Genomic DNA, 17,650 nt, shown 5'->3' on the forward strand with positions numbered 1-17,650 from the left:
GCAGCATGCGCGTCGAATCGCGGGATGGCTCCTGGATCACGCCACCGGGCCGGGCCTGCTGGATACCCAGCGCTGCCGCCCACAGCGTCACCTATACCCAGCCCTCGGAAATGCAAACGGTATTCATCGCGCCGGAATTACTGGACAACCTGCCCATGCGCTGCTGCGTCATCACGCTGACCCCGTTGCTGCGCGAATTGGTCACGCATGCGGTTGCCATCAACAACCAGTACGCCCTGCACGGGCCGGAACACAGGCTGATGCAGGTATTGGTCGATCAGATCAGCATTGCCAAGCAGGCGCCGCTGTTCCTGCCAGAGGGTAGGGATTCTCGCCTGCGCCGTGTGACAGAGAGGCTGCACCAGTCACCGGGAGATGACCGCAATATCGAGGAATGGGCGCAGATCGCAGGTGCCAGCGCCAGAACCCTGGCGCGATTGTTCCAGAAAGAAACCGGCATGACATTTTCCGCATGGCGCCAGCAATTGTGCCTGATACGCGCCGTCGAAATGCTGACTGAGGGCATCAGCATCACTAATATCGCCCTGACGCTGGGCTATGAAAGCACAGCAGGCTTCACCAGCATGTTCACGCGCTCCATGGGTGAATCTCCCAGCAATTACCTGACGCGCTGGTCACAGGAAAAACCGGCTTCCAGATAAGTAATTAGTCAGCAGCACCCAGGCTTGCATCAACCGCTTGAGATTGCTGCCATCCGCCGCCCAGAGCGCGGATCAGATCGACGCTGGCGCGCAATTGGCTGACTTGCAGAATCAGCAGGTTTCGCTGAGTATCCAGCGCCTGGGTTTGCGCCGAGGTCACTTCCAGATAATTCGCCGCGCCTTCGCGATACCGGCTCAGCGCAAACTCCGTGGATTTCCGCGCCGCTCCGGCAGCCGTTTGTTCAGCAGTGGCTGCCACCTGATAATGATGGAGGCGGGCCAGGTTGTCTTCCACCTGCTGGAAAGCCTCCAGTACCACGCTGCGGTAATTCGCGCCAGTTTCGTCCAGCACAGCTTCGGCTTGCGCCACCTGCGCTTTGCGGCGACCGCCATCGAATAGCTGGAATACCATAGCCGGGCCGATAGCCCAGAAATTGCTCGGCGCGCTCAGCCAGTTGCCGGTGGAAATGCTTTGATAGCCAAATGCCGCGCTCAGGCTCAGCGCGGGAAAGAATGCCGTTTTTGCCACGCCCACGCTGGCATTGGCCGCCGCCACGCGCCTTTGCGCCGAGGCAATATCCGGCCTGCGCTGCAACAAGGTGGAAGGCACGCTCACGGGAATCTGCGGCAAGGTAATCGGCACCTGCTGGCTGGCGATGCTGAAACTGGAAGGCGATTCGCCAACCAAGGCAGCGATCGCATGCTCCACCACCGCGCGTTGCGCCTTGAGCTGCTCAAGCTGTGAGCGGGTCGCTTCCAGCTGCGTCTGGGCGCGGCTCACATCAAGGCCAGGCACGATACCGGCTTCATGCCGGGTGCGCGTCAACACCAAGGCTTTGTCATTGGCCTGCACGGTTTCTTCCAGCAATTGCAATTGCTGGTCCAGACCACGCAGGAGGATAAAACTATCGGCAAGCTGGGCCTGCAGACTCAAACGTACCGATTCCAGGTCAGCCGCCATAGCCGCGGCCTGCGCTTCTCCTGCCTGCACGGTATTGCGGACGCGCCCCCACAGGTCCAGTTCATAATCAGCCTGCAAGCCTATGCTGTAGTTCGAATATACCGGTGAAACAGCACTATTTGGCGAGACGAGCGGACGGTTTTCAGAAGCGCGGTTGCGCCCGGCCTGTCCATTGGCGGACAAGCTGGGAAACAGCCCGGCACGTGCCTGATCGCTATAGGCGAGCGCTTGCTGATAGCGGGCCAGCGCTGCCGAGAGGTCTGGACTATTAGCAACCAGCCGATCCTGCAGAGTATCCAGTTCGGCATCGCCATACAGCTTCCACCATGGGCCTCGCGGCAATTGGTCGGCAGGCTGTGCGGCTACCCAGGGCTGCGCTTCCTTATAAGCCTGCGCTACCGGAACCTCCGGCAACTTGAGCTCGGGCGCAAACGAGCAAGCGCCCAGCAAGACCATCAGCCCGCCAGCCAGCGCATATTGCCTGGCGCTCACTTGCCAGCCCCTTCATTGGCGCTGGAGATGGCTCGCACCTGCATACCATCAGCAATATCGTCCGCCGGACTATCCACCAACTTGTCGCCCGCTTCAATGCCTGCGCTGATTTCCAGTGTCCTGCCCAGGTCCCTTGCAATCGTCACCGGCTTGAGCACTACCTTATTATTCGCATCCACCACAGCCACTTTCATACCACCCTGCCGCATGATCAAGGCACTGGCAGGAATGCTCAACGTCGCTACGTTGGCAGGTAGCTCCAGGCTGGCCCTGGCAAAGCCGCCGGGCAGCAATTCACCACCTTCGTTCGGCACCAGGAACTGGAACAATGTAGTGCCGGAGGCTGCATCCACCGCTTGCGCGGAGGCGACCAGCCTGGCGGTATAGACTGTACCCGGACGTCCGGGAATGCTCACTTTCGCGACCGTATCCTTGCCAATGGAAGGTACGTAGTTCTGCGGCACATTGACATATAGGCGCAGCTTGCGCGTATCGGAGACGACAAACAGCGGTTGGCCCGCATCGCCTGCATTGATCAACGCGCCGATATCGGTAGCACGCGCCGTCACCACGCCGTCAAAAGGCGCCACCAGCCTGGTGAATCCCTTGGTAGCCTGCATGCGGTCGAGATTGGCTTGCGCCGCCTGCAGGATAGCCTGCTTGGCGGCATAGTCGCCGACGCGCTCATCCACTTCCTGTCTGGAGACAGAATCCGTGTTCAACATGGATTGCCAGCGCTTGGCAGTCGTTCCGGCCAACTCGGCGTTTACCTTGGCAGTGGCGACGTCAGCCCTGGCCTGCAGCAACTGCTGATCAAGGTCGGGCGTCTCGATCTCGCCCAGCACCTGTCCTGTCCTGACCTTGCTGCCGATATCGGCATTCCATTGCTTGAGGTAACCGCTCACTCGTGCATAAATGGGGGCGCGGGCAAAGGCTTCCAGTCGCGCGGGCAATTCCAGCGTGCGTGCACTGCTATCGCTGACAGGGCTGACTAAGGCCACAGATGGAATTGCCTGGTCATCCGTCCATTGCCTGAGCGCCTCGCTTTCCTTGGCGCGTATCGTCAGACCGTAGGCCACAATAGCAATTGCCACCAGGGCAGCGATCAGGCTGCCTTTACGCACAATACGGCGCGGCGCGTTCAGATCAGATGACATTGACTTCTCCATGACTTGAGTTCCCTACATTCTTTTCTACATCAGGCTTGCGGTAATGACGGTGCACAACGCTAAACACCACCGGCACAAAAATCAGCGTGGTGACAGTTGCGAACAGCAAGCCGCCGATCACGGCGCGGCCGAGCGGCGCATTCTGTTCGCCACCCTCGCCCAGGCCCAGCGCCATCGGCGCCATACCGATCATCATTGCCAATGCGGTCATCAATACCGGGCGGAATCGCACAAACCCTGCTTCGATAGCTGCCTGGGTTGCATTGCCTAGCTCGGCGAGGCGCTCACGCGCGAAGCTGATCACCAGCACACTATTGGCCGTCGCTACCCCCATGCACATGATAGCCCCCGTCAAGGCGGGCACCGATAATGGTGTAAAACTGGCAAACAGCATCCAGACAATGCCAGCAAGCGCTGCCGGCAAGGCACTGACAATCACGAAAGCATCGCTCCAGGACTGGAAGTTCACCACAATCAACAAATAAATCAGGACAATGGCACCCACCAGCCCGAACAATAAACCGGAGAAAGCCTGCTCCATGGTCTGCACCTGCCCCAGCAATGCAACATTGGAGCCCTTGGGCATACTGTCGGCATGTGCAGCCAGAATCTGGCGGATATCCTTTGCCACCGCGCCCAGGTCGCGGCCCTGCGTGGTGGCATTGATCTGCACCATGGGTTGGATATCGTACTGGCTGACCAGTGCGTTGGCATTGCTGCGCGAGAAGGTCGCCAAACCACCAAGTATCTGCGGCGTAGCGCCGGATGCGCTGCCATTGATAGGCAGATTTTCCAGTGCTGACAAGCTATCCATGCGGTATTGCGGTGTTTGCATCACAATTGGATAGGAAACGCCATTGGCCGGATTCAGCCAGAAAGTGGGCGCTACCTGACTGCTGCCCGCCAGCGTCACGACCATATTATTGGTGACATCGCGCGTATTCAGGCCGACTTCCTGCGCGCGCGAACGGTCCATATCCACTTTAAGCACGGGTTGGCGGCGCGACTGCTGTACGCGTACATCGGCAATGCCTGGCACCTTGCGAATTTCCGCCACCAGCTGGTTGGCATAATCGAAATTAGCCTGCAGATTGTTGCCGCGTATCTGCAGATCAATCGGCGCTGGCGAGCCGAAATTGAGAATCTGGCTCACGATATCCGCAGGCGGGAAGGTAAAGGTTGTATCCGGGAACAAGCGCGGCAGCTCCTCGCGTAAACGCTTGACATACTCCGCTGTCGGTTTGTGCTCCCGCGTCAGCGCAATCTGGATATCCCCGTCCTGCACGCCGATGACCCCGGTATTGTTATAGGCCAGGTTGATACCGCTGATCGGCATGCCAATATTATCCACCATGGTTTCAATTTCATTGGATGGAATGATGTTGCGGATCGCGGTCTGGATGTTGGCAAACCGGGCAGCAGTTTCCTCCAGTCTCGTGCCTACTGGCACACGCACATGCATGAGAATCTGTCCGCCATCCACATCAGGGAAGAAATTGCGTCCCAGCGATGGCACCAAGGCAAAGCTGAGCATGATAAATGCCAGGAATGCGGCAATGAATTTCCGTCGCTTGGCCAGCATCAGCACCAACACGCCCTGATAACCGTCGCGGAAATGCTCGAATCGCTCCTCAAAACCACGCTGGAATCGCACCAGCGGATTGCGTGATGGCGGCAGCGACTGGTTGTTGCCATGCAAATCCGTATGCGGCGCATGTGGCCTCAACAGATACTTCGCCATGGTTGGCACCAGCGTCCGTGACAGGATGAAAGAGCTGATCATCGCGAACATCACGGATTCCGCCATGGGCACAAACAGGAATCGCGACACGCCTTCAAGGAAAAACATCGGCACAAATACGATACAAATGCACAGCAGCGATACAAACGCCGGGGTCACAATCTGGCGCGCGCCGTCCAGGATGGCGGGCTCCACCGGCTTGCCCTGCTCCAAATGCCAGTTGATGTTCTCTATCGTCACCGTGGCATCATCCACCAGGATGCCGACAGCCAGCGCCAGCCCGCCCAGGGTCATGATATTCAGCGTTTCTCCCGCCATCGCCAGTCCGGCAATGGCACCCAGAATCGATAAGGGAATGGAAATGGCAATGATGACCGTCGAACGCCAGCTCCCCAGGAACAGCAGGATCATGACACTGGTCAAGGCAGCAGCAATACATCCCTCCAGCACCACACCCTTGATGGCGGCGCTGACGAAAATCGACTGATCGTTGATAGGCCGCACCTCCAGCTCGTCGGGCAGGGTAGGCTTGATCTCGGCCAGCTTATCCTTGATGCCCGCCACGATCGCCAGCGTGGAGGTCGCACCATTCTTCAGCACCGACATCAATACCGAGCGCGCACCATCCACATGCACCACATTGGTCTGCGGCGGGTTGCCATCCCGCACCTGCGCCACGTCCCGGATATGAACCGTGGCGCCATTTACCACCTTGATCGGTAAATCTCCCAACTCTTCCAGCGCGGAAGGCGCATTATTGAGCTGGATCGTATATTCAAAATTGCCGATTTTCTGCGTCCCGGCAGGCAAAATCAGGTTCTGCGCCGCCAATGCATTGGCTACATCCTGACCAGAAAGTCCACGCGCCTGCATCGCATCCGGGTCAAGGTCGATCTGCACCTGTCGCGTCTTGCCGCCGAATGGATAAGGAATCGCCGCACCCGGCACTGTCACCAGGCGCGTGCGTACCGCATTCATGCCCAGATCCGCCAGATTCTGCTCGGTCAAGCCTGTACCTGCCAATGCCAGCTGCAGAATAGGCACAGTGGATGCGTTATAGTTAAGAATCAAAGGGGGTTGCGTGCCGCTCGGCAACTGCCGCAACATGGATTGCGCCATGGCAGTCACTTGGGCATTGGCCGTGGATATATTGACTCCAGGCTGGAAAAAAATCTTGACGACACCGAAGCCGGTATATGAGTTGGATTCGATATGCTCAATGCCGTTGACCGTGGTCGTCAGCGAACGCTGATACGGTGTAATGATGCGCCCGGTCATCTGGTCCGGCGACATCCCGGCATATTGCCAAACTACCGCAATCACGGGGATACGAATATCAGGGAAAATATCCGTTGGCATCCGCAGCGCGGACAATATCCCGGCAATCATGATCAGGATCGCCATGACGACGAATGTATAGGGACGCCTGAGCGCGACTTTGACGATGCCTAACATATAGGAATTACCATGATGAACTGGTTTGACGGAATCACTTGATCGTGGCAATTATCCAGTGATCATCTCGGTCTCGCTTAATCAATACTGCCACTTTGTTGCTCGATCTTGCCATTATGCCCCTGCAGAAATGAGGTTTTACAGTACGCATATAGCAAAAAAACCACCCCTCAGGAGTGGCCCCACTACAAGAGTTGCTTGCAAGTTAAGTTATTTCTTCACCGGCAGAGTAGCTTTGCAGTCGTTGTAGTCACGCTTATAACCATCATCGAGCGTTGCTGTCTCGCCCTCCAGCGCCAGGGTGGTAATGCCGTTACTGTAACGTCCGGCTTCAGCCTGGTTCAGCAATACTTCGCGGTCTGGCAAGACCAGCCAGGCCGTCTTGCCAGCATCTGCCACCTTGACATAAAACTTGCGGCCCTTGTCGCAACGATACTCAGTGGAACCTGCAGGCCCACGGGATCGCGCGCCCGCTTCATCATCGCCAAACGGCCATAGGCTGGCTCCGCCACATGCCGTCAACATACTGCCAAGCGTAACCAATACCGCCAACTTGCCGATCAATCCCCGAAAATGCATTACATGAACCTTATTCAAATCTATTAATGACACGCCCTGTGACCAAGGCAAACATTTTAAATTCCCTTGCCGGCATTTTCCTGTCGTCAAGGAAACAGCATTTTAACTGCCGCCACCATTTTAGTGGATAGCGCTGCCTCCTCTATTGCACAGACAAACTTCTGCATTTCCACAAAAGTAAATTAAAGATATTTGCTTATAAATTTAAATTAATTTGCTTTTATGTCGGTATTATATTGCCAAGAAAAATCAGATAGCTTCATTCAATCATTACAAATGATGGAAAGGATGTCATGAAATCATCGCATCAGGAACTTCCGCCCCATACAGAACAGCAGCCCGCAGAAAGCATGTCAAATGCAGCCGCACTTACCCGGCAACAGGCATTCGCCCTGAACGGGCTGATTCAGGCGGTACAGGAAATCCACATCATCAGTCCCGGCAGATCAAGGAGATTGCCCGCGTTGCAAGGGAGCAGGCTGAGACGGGCGCGCCCCAGGATGCGTCATGGGCAGAAGCATCTGCATCTGCCGCAGATACGCTGAACGAACTGACGGAAACCCTGAGAAAATCCATGCAGCTATTCAGGACAAAATAATCCCGGCGACTTCATACCGTATAGGAAAGTCGGGCGGGCGCAAACAGGCTATGACTACTCACGCCCCAGATAACGCCTGCTCCACAAACCAATGGTATCCACCACAAATTCCGCCGCCGGACGCTCATACACCATATGGTCCGCGTCTTCTATCATCATCAGACTCTTGGGAAGCGGCGCAGCTTCAAACATTGCCTGGGCATGGTGCAGGGGCACCATGTCATCCCGGGGAGAATGCATCATCAACAACGGCACTTTGAGACGCCGCATGGCATCAGCCATCTGGAACTGTCGGGCGTTATCAACAAACTGCCGGCGCAAGGTATAAGGCTGGCGGTTCACTTCTATCCGAGTCGCACCATCCTGCTCGATTTCATGGGTTTTTTCCGCACCAATGATCTCCAGTACATGAGCAGGGCTATTGGGCGTGGCAATGGTGACGCAGGCCTTGGTTTCAGGGATAAGGCCGCATGCATTCAGCGCCACCAGCCCGCCAAAGCTATGGCCGATCAAAATGTCGGGCGCGCGGACGTGCTGCCGCAACCAGTCGGCTGCACTGGTGAAATCCTGTATCTGGGTATCCAGGTTGGTGAGCGAAAAATCGCCTTCGCTCTGCCCGATGCCGGTAAAGTCCAGCCGCAGCGTGCCTATGCCGTACTGGAGCAAACAACGTGCAGCTCTGGAGGCAATCAATATATCCTTGCCGCAGCCGAACGCGGGCGCAATCATGGCCATTCCCAGCAATGGGCCGTCAGGCAACTCCAGCCTGGCTGCCAATCTCAATCCATCAGCATTGGGGATCGTGATGTTTTGTGACTCCTTCAATACTGCCATTCCGTAACATCCTGCCCATTCAATCAATGGGCTGAATACTAGCATTGTTAACCATCGCCACCAGGAAACCATTATCCATCCAGACGGATAAGTACCCTACTTTCATCAGCCTCCACCCTACCGCAATTTGCTTATTTTTTAATGTATTGTCAAATATATGCTTTTTATGCCGTTAACCTGCATAAATACATTTGTCAATTATCAGAACTAATAACCTTTATTCAATAATCACCAATAAGAGAATGCTATGAAACAGTTCCTGAAAGATATTACCGTCCACCGCATGGTCATCATTATGCTGATCTTCATCAGTATCCTGTTCATCACCCTTGCAGGATTGAGCCTGAAAAACCTGAACAATGCGAACAGCAGGCTGGAATCACACCACCGGCTTCTGCAACAAAGCGAGACATTGAGCCAGGCCAACAACCAGCTCATGCAAGCCAGACTGCACCTGAGCCGGCAAAGCGAATATCTTGCATTAGACGCCAAGGATGCCAGCCGTGCGGAATCCCTGGCGGCAGCTAACGCACTTGCCAAGGCAGAGGCCAGTTTCAATACATTTCTGCAACATGCCGATGGACAGACCAGCCAGGACATCAAGGCCCAATACCAGGCGCTGGCGCAGAACGGACTGCACAAGCTGGCGCAACTGCTGGATAGCGGCAACCTTGAGCAAGCCAGGCAGCACGATGCCAGCAGCATCAACGCCGCCAGCCAGCAGTTTGGCGACACCATCGCCACCTTCAATAGCCGGATGGAACAGCAATATCAAACCATGATGGAAAATACCCGCAGCGACCGCAGGTTGATGATGGTCATTCTTGGCGGGGTGCTTGCCCTGTTCCTGGTATTACTGCTACTGGCTGACCGCTACATCGTCCATTTCGTGCGCACGCCGCTGGACCAGGTGAAGGAATATTTCCAGAAAATCGCTGATGGCGACCTGACTTTTCATATCGCACTTTTCGGCAAGAATTGTCCGGGGCAAATCTATCCCTACCTGATCGACATGAAGAATAGCTTGGCGCGCACCGTCGGCACGGTACGGGAAGGCGTGGAGCAGATCAACACCGGCACCAACGAGATTGCTTCCGGCAATAATGACCTGTCACGCCGCACGGAACAGCAGGCCTCCTCCCTTGAAGAAACCGCCACCAGCATGGAAGAACTGGCGCAAACCGTGGCCAACAATGCAGACCATGCCAGGACGGCGAGCAACCTGATGCAGGATGCGACCAGCGTTGCCACGCGAAGCGAGGCCACCATGGCCGAGGTGGTGAAGATCATGCAGGAAATCAATACTCAATCCCGGCAGATAGAGGAAATCACCAGCATGATTGACGGGATTGCGTTCCAGACCAATATCCTCGCGCTGAATGCCGCGGTGGAAGCTGCCAGGGCAGGTGAACAAGGCAAGGGCTTTGCCGTGGTTGCCAGCGAAGTCCGCTCCCTGGCACAGCGCAGCGCCAGCGCCGCCAGGGAAATCAAGACGCTCATCGTTTCCTCAAGCGAGGTCGTGAATGCGGGCACGCGCCAGGTCACCGCGGCTGGCGAGACGATTCACGAAGTCGCTACCTCGGTGAACCAGGTCGCCACCATGATCGAGGAAATCGCCAACGCCTCACGGGAACAAGCCGATGGCATTGCCCAGGTGAAAGTGGCTATTTCCATCATGGATGAAGCAACTCAGCAAAATGCGGCGCTGGTGGAAGAAGCCGCAGCAACCGCCTCTGCACTGGATAACCAGGCGAACAACCTGAGGCAGGCCGTACAAATCTTCAAGATCGGCTAGAAGATAGCCTGCCTGATCTCTTCCGAAAAAATGCCGGGAGAGATTAGCAAACAAATGTCAGCTGCCCGCCATGACAGCTAAAGAATGGCATGTATTTCCACGATAAAGATAAATACTGGGCAATTCATCCGAAAAGACAGTCGTGCCGGGGAGGCACACACATGATCATCAATGCGCTGCGAAAAATAAGGGAACTGGTTGCCATCCCGATCAATGATCCAGAATTGCTTTGCGCGAAATGCACCGAGCTATCGCGCTTCATTCCCTTGTTATATTGCATCCTGTTGGCCAATAGCTGGGTGCTGGCAATCAATTTTATCGACTCAGCTCCTTTTGGCATGACGCTGCCCATTGCCAGTTTTTTCACTCTCATTTGCACGGCCAGGACCATTACCTGGTGGCGCAACCGCAATATAGCCCTCACGCCGAAAATCGCCATCAAGGAAGCCAAGCGTACCAATAAGCTGTCCGCAATATTACCCATTTCATTCCTGATCTGGGCCATGCTGCTGTTTCCGCATGGGGATAACTATACCCAAAGTCATGTGGTTCTTTTTCTTGCCATTTCCCTGATCAGCACCATGTTTTGCCTGATCCACCTGGCATCCGCCGCATTGATCGTGGCAGCAGTCATGGGGATCTTTTTTATCGGTTTCCTCGTCACAATCGAGGTGATGGCACTCAAGGCCATGGCAGTCAATATACTGCTGGTACTGGCTGCTTCGGTCATCATCGTCCTGATCCAGAGCCGCGACTTTGCCCGCATGATTAGCGCCCAGGCCGAGCTACGCAAGCAAATGCGAGAGCAAGGCAAGCTGTTGCACATGCTGAACGACATGCCCATGGCTGCCATGACCATCGACCTGGCCACCTTTCGGATCAATTATGCCAATGCCACCGCCATCAGCCTGATCAGAAACATCGAGCACCTGCTGCCGATCAAGGCGGAAAACCTGCTGGGCAGCTCCATTGATATCTTCCATAAACACCCGGAGCATCAGCGCCGCCTGCTCGCCGATTCCAAGAACCTTCCTCATCATGCTCACATCAGACTGGGGCCGGAAATCCTGGATTTGCAGGTATCCGCCGTGCACGACCATGATGGCCGCTATATCGCCCCCATGCTGAACCTAGCGCTCATCACCAAGGAAGTCGAGGCTGAAAACCAGATTCTGCAACTGGCCCATTACGACACCCTGACCCGCTTCTACAACCGCAGCCGATTTTATGAACAACTCACAGAGAGCCTGCAGGCACCGGGTAGCCAGGTGGGCATACTGTTTATCGACCTGGATGGGTTCAAGCTGGTCAATGACTCCAAGGGCCACCGTACCGGCGATATTCTGCTCAAGCAGGTAGCCGACCGCTTGCGCAACGCCTGCCAGGAAATGGGTAGCACTATAGGCAGGCTTGGCGGCGACGAATTTGCCGTTCTGCTGGAGCATTCCACCCTCCAACAGGCTGAAACCCTGGCCGATTCCCTAGTCAACATCATCTCGCTGCCATTCCATCTCGACCAGGATGTCAGCGTCAATATCGGTGCCTCCATCGGCATTTCCCTGGCGCCACAGCATGGCAACACCGCAGAAGTGCTGTTATCGCGGGCGGATATTGCCTTGTATGCGGCCAAAGCGATGGGAAAATGCACATTCAAGACATTTACCATCGCCATGGAAGAACGCATCCAGGAACATGTATATCTCGAAATGAACCTGCGCTCCGCGCTGGAGCACAATGAAAACCTCTTTGTTTTCTACCAGCCCATCGTGGATATCGAAACCGGCAGGACCACTACCCGCGAGGCCCTGGTACGCTGGCATCATCCACAACGCGGCTGGGTTTCACCCAGCGAGTTCATTCCTGTCGCGGAGCAGATCGGACTGATTGGGCGTCTAAGTCAATTTGTCATCTTCCATGCCTGCAAAGATGCTTCTGAATGGGAAGAGCATGTAAGCGTTGCCGTCAACATTTCCGCCGAATTGATCGGCAAAGGCACCCTGGTTAGCATGGTTCAGTCAACTCTGGCCGATACTGGCCTGCCGCCAGGCCGCCTGGAAATAGAAATCACCGAAACCGCCTTGCTCAACAGCGCCCAGCAAGGCATTGACGAACTACAGCAATTGCGCGACATGGGCGTGCGCATTGCCCTGGACGACTTCGGCACCGGCTACTCCTCTCTCGCCCATCTGCGCGCCTTCCCGTTCGACAAGATCAAGATCGACGGCTCGTTTGTCAAGGATGCCGTCAACCGACCCGATTGCGCCGCAGTGGTCAAGGTCATTGCCGACCTGGGCAAGCGGCTGCACGTAGTCACGGTTGCGGAAGGCGTGGAAACCGCCGAACAACTCGACCTCGTGCGCGCGGAAGGCTGCATGGCAGTGCAAGGATATTTATATGGCCACCCCATGCCCACTGACCAATATGCAGCCCAGGTCAATAAACTCACTCTCGGCAGCAGCTTGCAACAGGCAGTTTACGCACCTGCTTGATGATAACGTTATTGGGATGCTATCGAATGGAAAATATACGATATATCCCGTATTGGCGCGTGTTGCAGGACGGCATGGAACTGGTTGAACTTGAGTGTGGTGCCGGTGAGAGGAGTCGAACCCCCGACCTTCGCATTACGAATGCGCTGCTCTACCAACTGAGCTACACCGGCGACGAGCGATGGTGTGTATTTTATCGCAATCCCGCACTGAATCCAGAGTCCTGTGCAAAACTGCGCAGCAATCTGACCAATCGTTTGGCTATAGACATTACCAACCGCATGGCAGAAAAACTGCCATCCCAGAAGAACGATGTCAGTCGCTAAGAGCTAGCTGGGAATTCTTCGATGATATCGGTGGACAGGGCGATTTCGCGCAGGAAGCACAACATGCCGGAAATCAGTGAGCCCATGGCGCAGATAAACAGCAGGGATATCAGCCTGGAGGGATTCCAGCCCACTTCCACTGCGGCAAACAAAGTGGCAATCACAATACACACCAGCAATGCCGCCAAGGTGGATAAGGTAATCGCGCGGTGTATCCAGCGTGAACGCTTGAGCAGCAGCTGCATCTCGATCGACTTCTGCTCATGCTTCCAGCCATCTGATTCATGCAGTTCGCGAAAACGGTCCACCACACGCGCCAAACGTCCTGCCATTACCGCCAGCATGGCGCCACTGCCGGTAAGCAGGAAAGCCGGGGCGACTGCCAATTGGATTACATTGGCAACGCTGGCGACATCCAATCCCTTGTATCTTTGAGGTGCGTGTTCGGCGATGCCGTCACGCCCGAACCTGTCAGGGTTCGGGGTTGGCCGCAGCATGTAGCCCGTCATCCCTCGGTGCCTCTTGAGCCCGTGCGTGAGTCCTGGGCGCATGCTTGCGCCCGATCTCTGAAAGCCCGAACAGTTGCGTGAACGCCGTTCGCATTTACAAGGAAGGGACGCGGGGATCATGGCCAATCAAATTGCAGTCGGTATCGACATCTCCAAGAAGACCATGGATGTAGCCATCGGGCACGAGCAGTCCACGGCCATATTCAGCAACGATGGTGCCGGGCATCAAGCGTTGATCGAAGTGTTGAAGAGCCATCAGATCTCGCTGATCGTGATGGAAGCGACCGGCCAGTACCAACTGGCCTGTGCTTGCGCTCTCCAGACTGCGGGATTCGCTGTCGTCGTCATCAACCCTCGGCAGGCCCGGGACTTCGCCAAGGCCATGGGGCGATTGGTCAAGACCGACAGCGTGGATGCCAGGATGCTGGCGGAACTGGCACAGGTGCTGAATCAGCGCTCTGATCGGGATCGCTTCATCAAATCGATGCCTGACCAGGCACAACAGCAGCTGCGTGCGTTGGTTCTTCGGCGTCGGCAGTTGGTGCGCTTGCTGGTCAGCGAGCGCCAGCGCAAACACATGGCGCATCCGGAGGTAGTGCAGGATATTGCGGAGCTGATGGATGTGCTGGCGAAGCAGCTTGAGGCGTTGGATCGAAGGATTGCGGAGCACCTGGCGCAATACCAGTCCAATCTGGCCGCATTGCTCAAGAGCGTCAAGGGCGTTGGCCCCGCGATGGCTGCGACGCTGATTTCCGAGCTGCCGGAGCTTGGCCAGCTCAAGGCTAAGCAGATCTGTGCGCTGGTGGGTGTCGCACCGATGAACCGGGACTCGGGCCAGGCTCGCGGCAAACGCATCATTTGCGGCGGGCGGGCCACAGTTAGGAGTGCGTTGTATATGGCCGCCATCGTCGCCATGCGTTTTAACGCCGTGATACGGCAGTGCTATGAGCGCCTGCTGGCGGCTGGCAAGCCAAAAAAGGTTGCCATTGTGGCCTGCATGCGCAAGCTGCTGGTCATCATGAATGCCATGGTCAAAAGCGGACAGCCATGGAATGACCAACTGGCGCCGGCCTGAAATGGTGATTGCAGACGGCCTCGTCTGCTGCGCGGAAGGTATTAGACCCTGTGGCCCTGCGCGTCCACCACGGCTTCGCCGTCTTCCTTGCTGAATGCACCGCGCTGCGGCTGCGGCAGGATGTCCAGCACGGCTTCCGACGGCCGGCACAGGCGCGTGCCCAGCGGCGTGACCACGATGGGCCGGTTGATGAGGATGGGGTGCTGCAGCATGAAGCCGATCAGCTGTTCGTCGCTCCATTTGGGGGCATCCAGACCCAGCTCCGCGTAGGGCGTGCCCTTCTCGCGCAGCACGGTGCGCACCGGCACGCCCATGGCGGCGATCAGCGCTGTGAGCGTGGCACGGTCGGGCGGGGTCTTCAGGTACTCGATGACCGTGGGTTCCTCGCCACTGTTGCGGATCAGGGCCAGCACGTTGCGCGACGTGCCGCAGGCCGGGTTGTGATAGATCGTGATATCGCCCATGGGAAATGTCCTGGTTATCTGCGGGCTGGGCTCTGGCCACACTCGTACCAGCCCTTGCTTTGGTTGACGATCCGAACCACCAGCAGCATCACGGGCACCTCGATCAGCACGCCGACCACGGTGGCCAGCGCCGCGCCGGACTGAAAACCGAACAGGCTGATGGCAGCGGCCACGGCCAGCTCGAAGAAGTTGCTGGCGCCAATCAGCGCCGAGGGACAGGCGATGCTGTGCTGCTCGCCCGCCTTGCGGTTGAGCCAGTAGGCCAGGCCGGAATTGAAGAACACCTGGATCAGGATCGGCACCGCCAGCATGGCGATCACCAACGGCTGGCGGATGATGGCCTCGCCCTGGAAGGCGAACAGCAGCACTAGCGTCAGCAGCAGCGCCGCGATCGACAGCGGCCCGATGTGCTCCAGCGTTGCATCGAAGGCGGCTTGGCCTCGGCGTAGCAACGCGCGTCGCCAGAGCTGCGCGAGGATCACCGGAATGACGATGTACAGAGCCACCGACACCAGTAGCGTGTCCCATGGCACGGTGATGGACGACAGGCCCAGCAGCAGGCCGACGATGGGCGCGAAAGCGAAGACCATGATGGTGTCGTTTAGCGCCACTTGAGACAGCGTGAACACCGGATCGCCGCCGGTCAGCCGGCTCCAGACGAACACCATGGCCGTGCAGGGGGCGGCGGCCAGCAGAATCAGGCCAGCGACGTAGCTGTCGAGCTGGTCGGCGGGCAACCACTGCGCGAAGACCTGGCGGATGAAGATCCACGCCAGCAGCGCCATCGAGAACGGCTTGACGGCCCAGTTGATGAACAGCGTCACACCGATACCGCGCCAATGCTGCTTGACCTGGCCGAGCGCGCCGAAGTCCACCTTGAGCAGCATGGGGATGATCATCACCCAAATCAGCAGACCCACGGGCAAGTTGACCTGGGCGACCTCCATGCGGCCGATGGCCTGGAACACGCCCGGCGCGAGCTGGCCCAGCGCGATACCGGCGACGATGCACAGCAGCACCCAGACGCTCAGGTAACGCTCGAAGACGCTCATGGTGGAGGTGGCCGGCGTATGGCCGGCCGTTTGGGTTCCAACACTCATCGCGCAGACCTCACTTCGTACCGATGCTGCGCAGCTCGTGCTGCAGCGACATGGCATCCAGGCGCTGCAATGGCAGCAAGAGAAGCAGCTCGATGCGCCTTCTCAGTGTCAGCGCCGCATCTGTGAACGCCTTGCGCTTCTGCTCGTCGGTGCCTTCGACGGCTGCGGGATCGGGCGCACCCCAATGCGCAGACATCGGGCGTCCCGGCCACACGGGGCAGACCTCGCCGGCGGCGTTGTCGCAGACCGTGAAGATGAAATCCAGTTCCGGCGCACCGGGCACCGCGAACTCATCCCAGTTCTTGCTGCGGTAGCCGGCGGTCGGCATGTGCAGCCGCTCCAGCGTGGCGAGCGCCAGCGGATGCACCTCGCCCTTGGGGTGGCTGCCCGCCGAGTAGGCGCGGAATCGCCCCTGGCCCAGTTCGTTGAGGATGCCTTCGGCCAGGATGGAGCGGGCCGAATTGCCCGTGCAGATGAACAGTGCGTTGTAGGTCTTGTCGGTGGTCATGGGTATCTCACATCAGCAGCAGGAGGAAGCCGGCTTTACCGCGACGCCCACCGGCTTGCCGCGCGGCGGGGTGCAGCAGGCAGAGGCAGAATCCGCTGCAGGCACCGCTTCGTTGAAGACCGGGATGTTGCCCAGCGTGTGGAAGTGTTCCCAGGCCACGCCCTGCGGGTCGGTGATCCAGTGCTTCTCACTGCGCGCGTAGCAGCAGGTGGTAGTGCCCTCGTCCAGCAGCGTCATGTCGGCTGCCTCGGCGCGTGCCTTCAGCGCCGCCAGTTCCTCGGCATCATCGGTTTGGATGCCCAGGTGGTCGATGCCCGGCTTAGCGCCGCGCGTGGAGATGGCGAAGTTCACCGGCGGGTCTTCGAGCATCCACTTCGCGTAGTCGCCTTCGACGCGCGCCGGCTGCGCGGCGAACAATTGGGAATAGAAGCCGATGCTTCGGTTCAGGTCATCGACGTGCAGGTGGACGTGGAAGCGCTTCATGGGGAGATCCTTTCAGCAGGAAGTACAGGCGGAGGAGGATTCGGTGACCTCGCACGTGCTGCCCTGGCAGCAGTGCTCGGTCAGGTAGCCGAGCAGCCCATTCATTTGGGTGAAGTCGGCGCGGTAGATCAGGTTGCGGCCCTGCTGCTCGATGGTGACCAGGCCGGCGTGGGCCAGTTCCTTCAGATGGAAGGAGAGCGCGTTGCGGACTACCTCAAGCTGCTCGGCCATGGTGCTGGGGGTGAGCCCTTCGGGGCCGGCGACGACCAGGGCGCGGAAGATGCGCAGACGCTGGGTGTGGGCCAGGGCACCGAGGGCGGAAACGGCTTGGGCTTCATTCATAGTTCGATAATAAATCAATTCTTGAATTATTGATAAAACACCCACAATTGAATCGAGTCTGCGCGCTT

Annotated in this window: 16 protein-coding genes and 1 tRNA gene; 5 read left to right on the forward strand and 12 right to left on the reverse strand. The window is 57.5% G+C overall.

From position 1 onward, the window contains the following. Positions 1–662 (forward strand): helix-turn-helix transcriptional regulator (locus tag V7Z75_RS08045; protein ID WP_334108102.1); only part of this gene is annotated, 662 nt, incomplete at its 5' end. Between the two features lie 4 nt (positions 663–666). Here V7Z75_RS08045 and V7Z75_RS08050 read toward each other — a convergent pair. The 4 genes from V7Z75_RS08050 to V7Z75_RS08065 all read right to left on the reverse strand — a co-directional run bounded on the left by V7Z75_RS08050 (position 667) and on the right by V7Z75_RS08065 (position 7,059). Continuing rightward, entirely contained in the window at positions 667–2,115 is a 1,449-nt protein-coding gene (locus V7Z75_RS08050; RefSeq protein WP_334108103.1) for an efflux transporter outer membrane subunit, read from the reverse strand. Beyond that, complete coding sequence (locus V7Z75_RS08055; protein WP_334108104.1) at positions 2,112–3,272, reverse strand: efflux RND transporter periplasmic adaptor subunit; 1,161 nt, start codon at positions 3,270–3,272, stop codon at positions 2,112–2,114. Before V7Z75_RS08055 ends, V7Z75_RS08050 begins: the two co-directional genes overlap by 4 nt. Continuing rightward, the gene (locus tag V7Z75_RS08060; RefSeq protein WP_334108105.1) at positions 3,262–6,480 is read right to left on the reverse strand and encodes an efflux RND transporter permease subunit; all 3,219 of its coding nucleotides are present in this window, start codon (positions 6,478–6,480) and stop codon (positions 3,262–3,264) included. The genes V7Z75_RS08055 and V7Z75_RS08060 overlap by 11 nt, the downstream gene beginning before the upstream one ends. 210 nt (positions 6,481–6,690) lie before the next feature. Then, positions 6,691–7,059 (reverse strand): MliC family protein, encoded by a 369-nt coding sequence (locus V7Z75_RS08065; protein WP_334108106.1) that lies wholly within the window; start codon positions 7,057–7,059, stop codon positions 6,691–6,693. A 293-nt stretch (positions 7,060–7,352) separates the two neighbouring features. Here V7Z75_RS08065 and V7Z75_RS08070 point away from each other — a divergent pair, with 293 nt between their 5' ends. Continuing rightward, positions 7,353–7,604 (forward strand): hypothetical protein, encoded by a 252-nt coding sequence (locus V7Z75_RS08070; RefSeq protein ID WP_334108107.1) that lies wholly within the window; start codon positions 7,353–7,355, stop codon positions 7,602–7,604. 107 nt (positions 7,605–7,711) lie between these two features. Here V7Z75_RS08070 and V7Z75_RS08075 read toward each other — a convergent pair whose 3' ends face one another. Further along, positions 7,712–8,491 (reverse strand): alpha/beta hydrolase, encoded by a 780-nt coding sequence (locus V7Z75_RS08075; protein ID WP_334108108.1) that lies wholly within the window; start codon positions 8,489–8,491, stop codon positions 7,712–7,714. A gap of 247 nt (positions 8,492–8,738) precedes the next feature. On the opposite strand from V7Z75_RS08075, the gene V7Z75_RS08080 reads away from it, so the two are divergent. Together V7Z75_RS08080 and V7Z75_RS08085 are read left to right on the forward strand one after the other, a co-directional pair. Then, a complete protein-coding gene (locus V7Z75_RS08080; protein WP_334108109.1) occupies positions 8,739–10,286 on the forward strand; it encodes a methyl-accepting chemotaxis protein in 1,548 nt (515 codons plus the stop codon). A gap of 161 nt (positions 10,287–10,447) precedes the next feature. Beyond that, positions 10,448–12,775 carry a putative bifunctional diguanylate cyclase/phosphodiesterase gene (locus V7Z75_RS08085; RefSeq protein WP_334108110.1) on the forward strand — a complete coding sequence of 776 codons (2,328 nt, stop codon included), beginning with the start codon at positions 10,448–10,450 and terminating at the stop codon, positions 12,773–12,775. Between the two features lie 97 nt (positions 12,776–12,872). Here the strand turns inward: V7Z75_RS08085 and V7Z75_RS08090 are convergent. Together V7Z75_RS08090 and V7Z75_RS08095 are read right to left on the reverse strand one after the other, a co-directional pair. Continuing rightward, a tRNA-Thr gene (locus tag V7Z75_RS08090) sits at positions 12,873–12,948 on the reverse strand. A 149-nt stretch (positions 12,949–13,097) separates the two neighbouring features. Next, positions 13,098–13,652 carry a DUF2721 domain-containing protein gene (locus V7Z75_RS08095; RefSeq protein WP_334108111.1) on the reverse strand — a complete coding sequence of 185 codons (555 nt, stop codon included), beginning with the start codon at positions 13,650–13,652 and terminating at the stop codon, positions 13,098–13,100. Positions 13,653–13,728: 76 nt separating this feature from the next. Here V7Z75_RS08095 and V7Z75_RS08100 point away from each other — a divergent pair, with 76 nt between their 5' ends. Then, entirely contained in the window at positions 13,729–14,685 is a 957-nt protein-coding gene (locus V7Z75_RS08100; RefSeq protein ID WP_334108112.1) for a transposase, read from the forward strand. Between the two features lie 41 nt (positions 14,686–14,726). On the opposite strand, the gene arsC is transcribed toward V7Z75_RS08100, so the two are convergent. From arsC to V7Z75_RS08125, 5 genes are read right to left on the reverse strand one after another with little or no spacing between them, the layout of a single operon-like run. Further along, complete coding sequence (gene arsC / locus V7Z75_RS08105; RefSeq protein ID WP_334108113.1) at positions 14,727–15,149, reverse strand: arsenate reductase (glutaredoxin); 423 nt, start codon at positions 15,147–15,149, stop codon at positions 14,727–14,729. Positions 15,150–15,163: 14 nt separating this feature from the next. Beyond that, entirely contained in the window at positions 15,164–16,201 is a 1,038-nt protein-coding gene (arsB, locus tag V7Z75_RS08110) for an ACR3 family arsenite efflux transporter (RefSeq protein WP_442919903.1), read from the reverse strand. A 58-nt stretch (positions 16,202–16,259) separates the two neighbouring features. Then, positions 16,260–16,757 carry an arsenate reductase ArsC gene (locus tag V7Z75_RS08115; protein WP_334108115.1) on the reverse strand — a complete coding sequence of 166 codons (498 nt, stop codon included), beginning with the start codon at positions 16,755–16,757 and terminating at the stop codon, positions 16,260–16,262. A gap of 12 nt (positions 16,758–16,769) precedes the next feature. Continuing rightward, the gene (locus tag V7Z75_RS08120; RefSeq protein ID WP_334108116.1) at positions 16,770–17,240 is read right to left on the reverse strand and encodes an ArsI/CadI family heavy metal resistance metalloenzyme; all 471 of its coding nucleotides are present in this window, start codon (positions 17,238–17,240) and stop codon (positions 16,770–16,772) included. A 12-nt stretch (positions 17,241–17,252) separates the two neighbouring features. After that, a complete protein-coding gene (locus V7Z75_RS08125) occupies positions 17,253–17,582 on the reverse strand; it encodes an ArsR/SmtB family transcription factor (RefSeq protein ID WP_334108117.1) in 330 nt (109 codons plus the stop codon). Between the last annotated feature and the right edge of the window lie 68 nt (positions 17,583–17,650).

Origin of the sequence: Methylobacillus sp., assembly GCF_036844465.1 — a bacterium.
GTDB lineage: Bacteria > Pseudomonadota > Gammaproteobacteria > Burkholderiales > Methylophilaceae > Methylobacillus.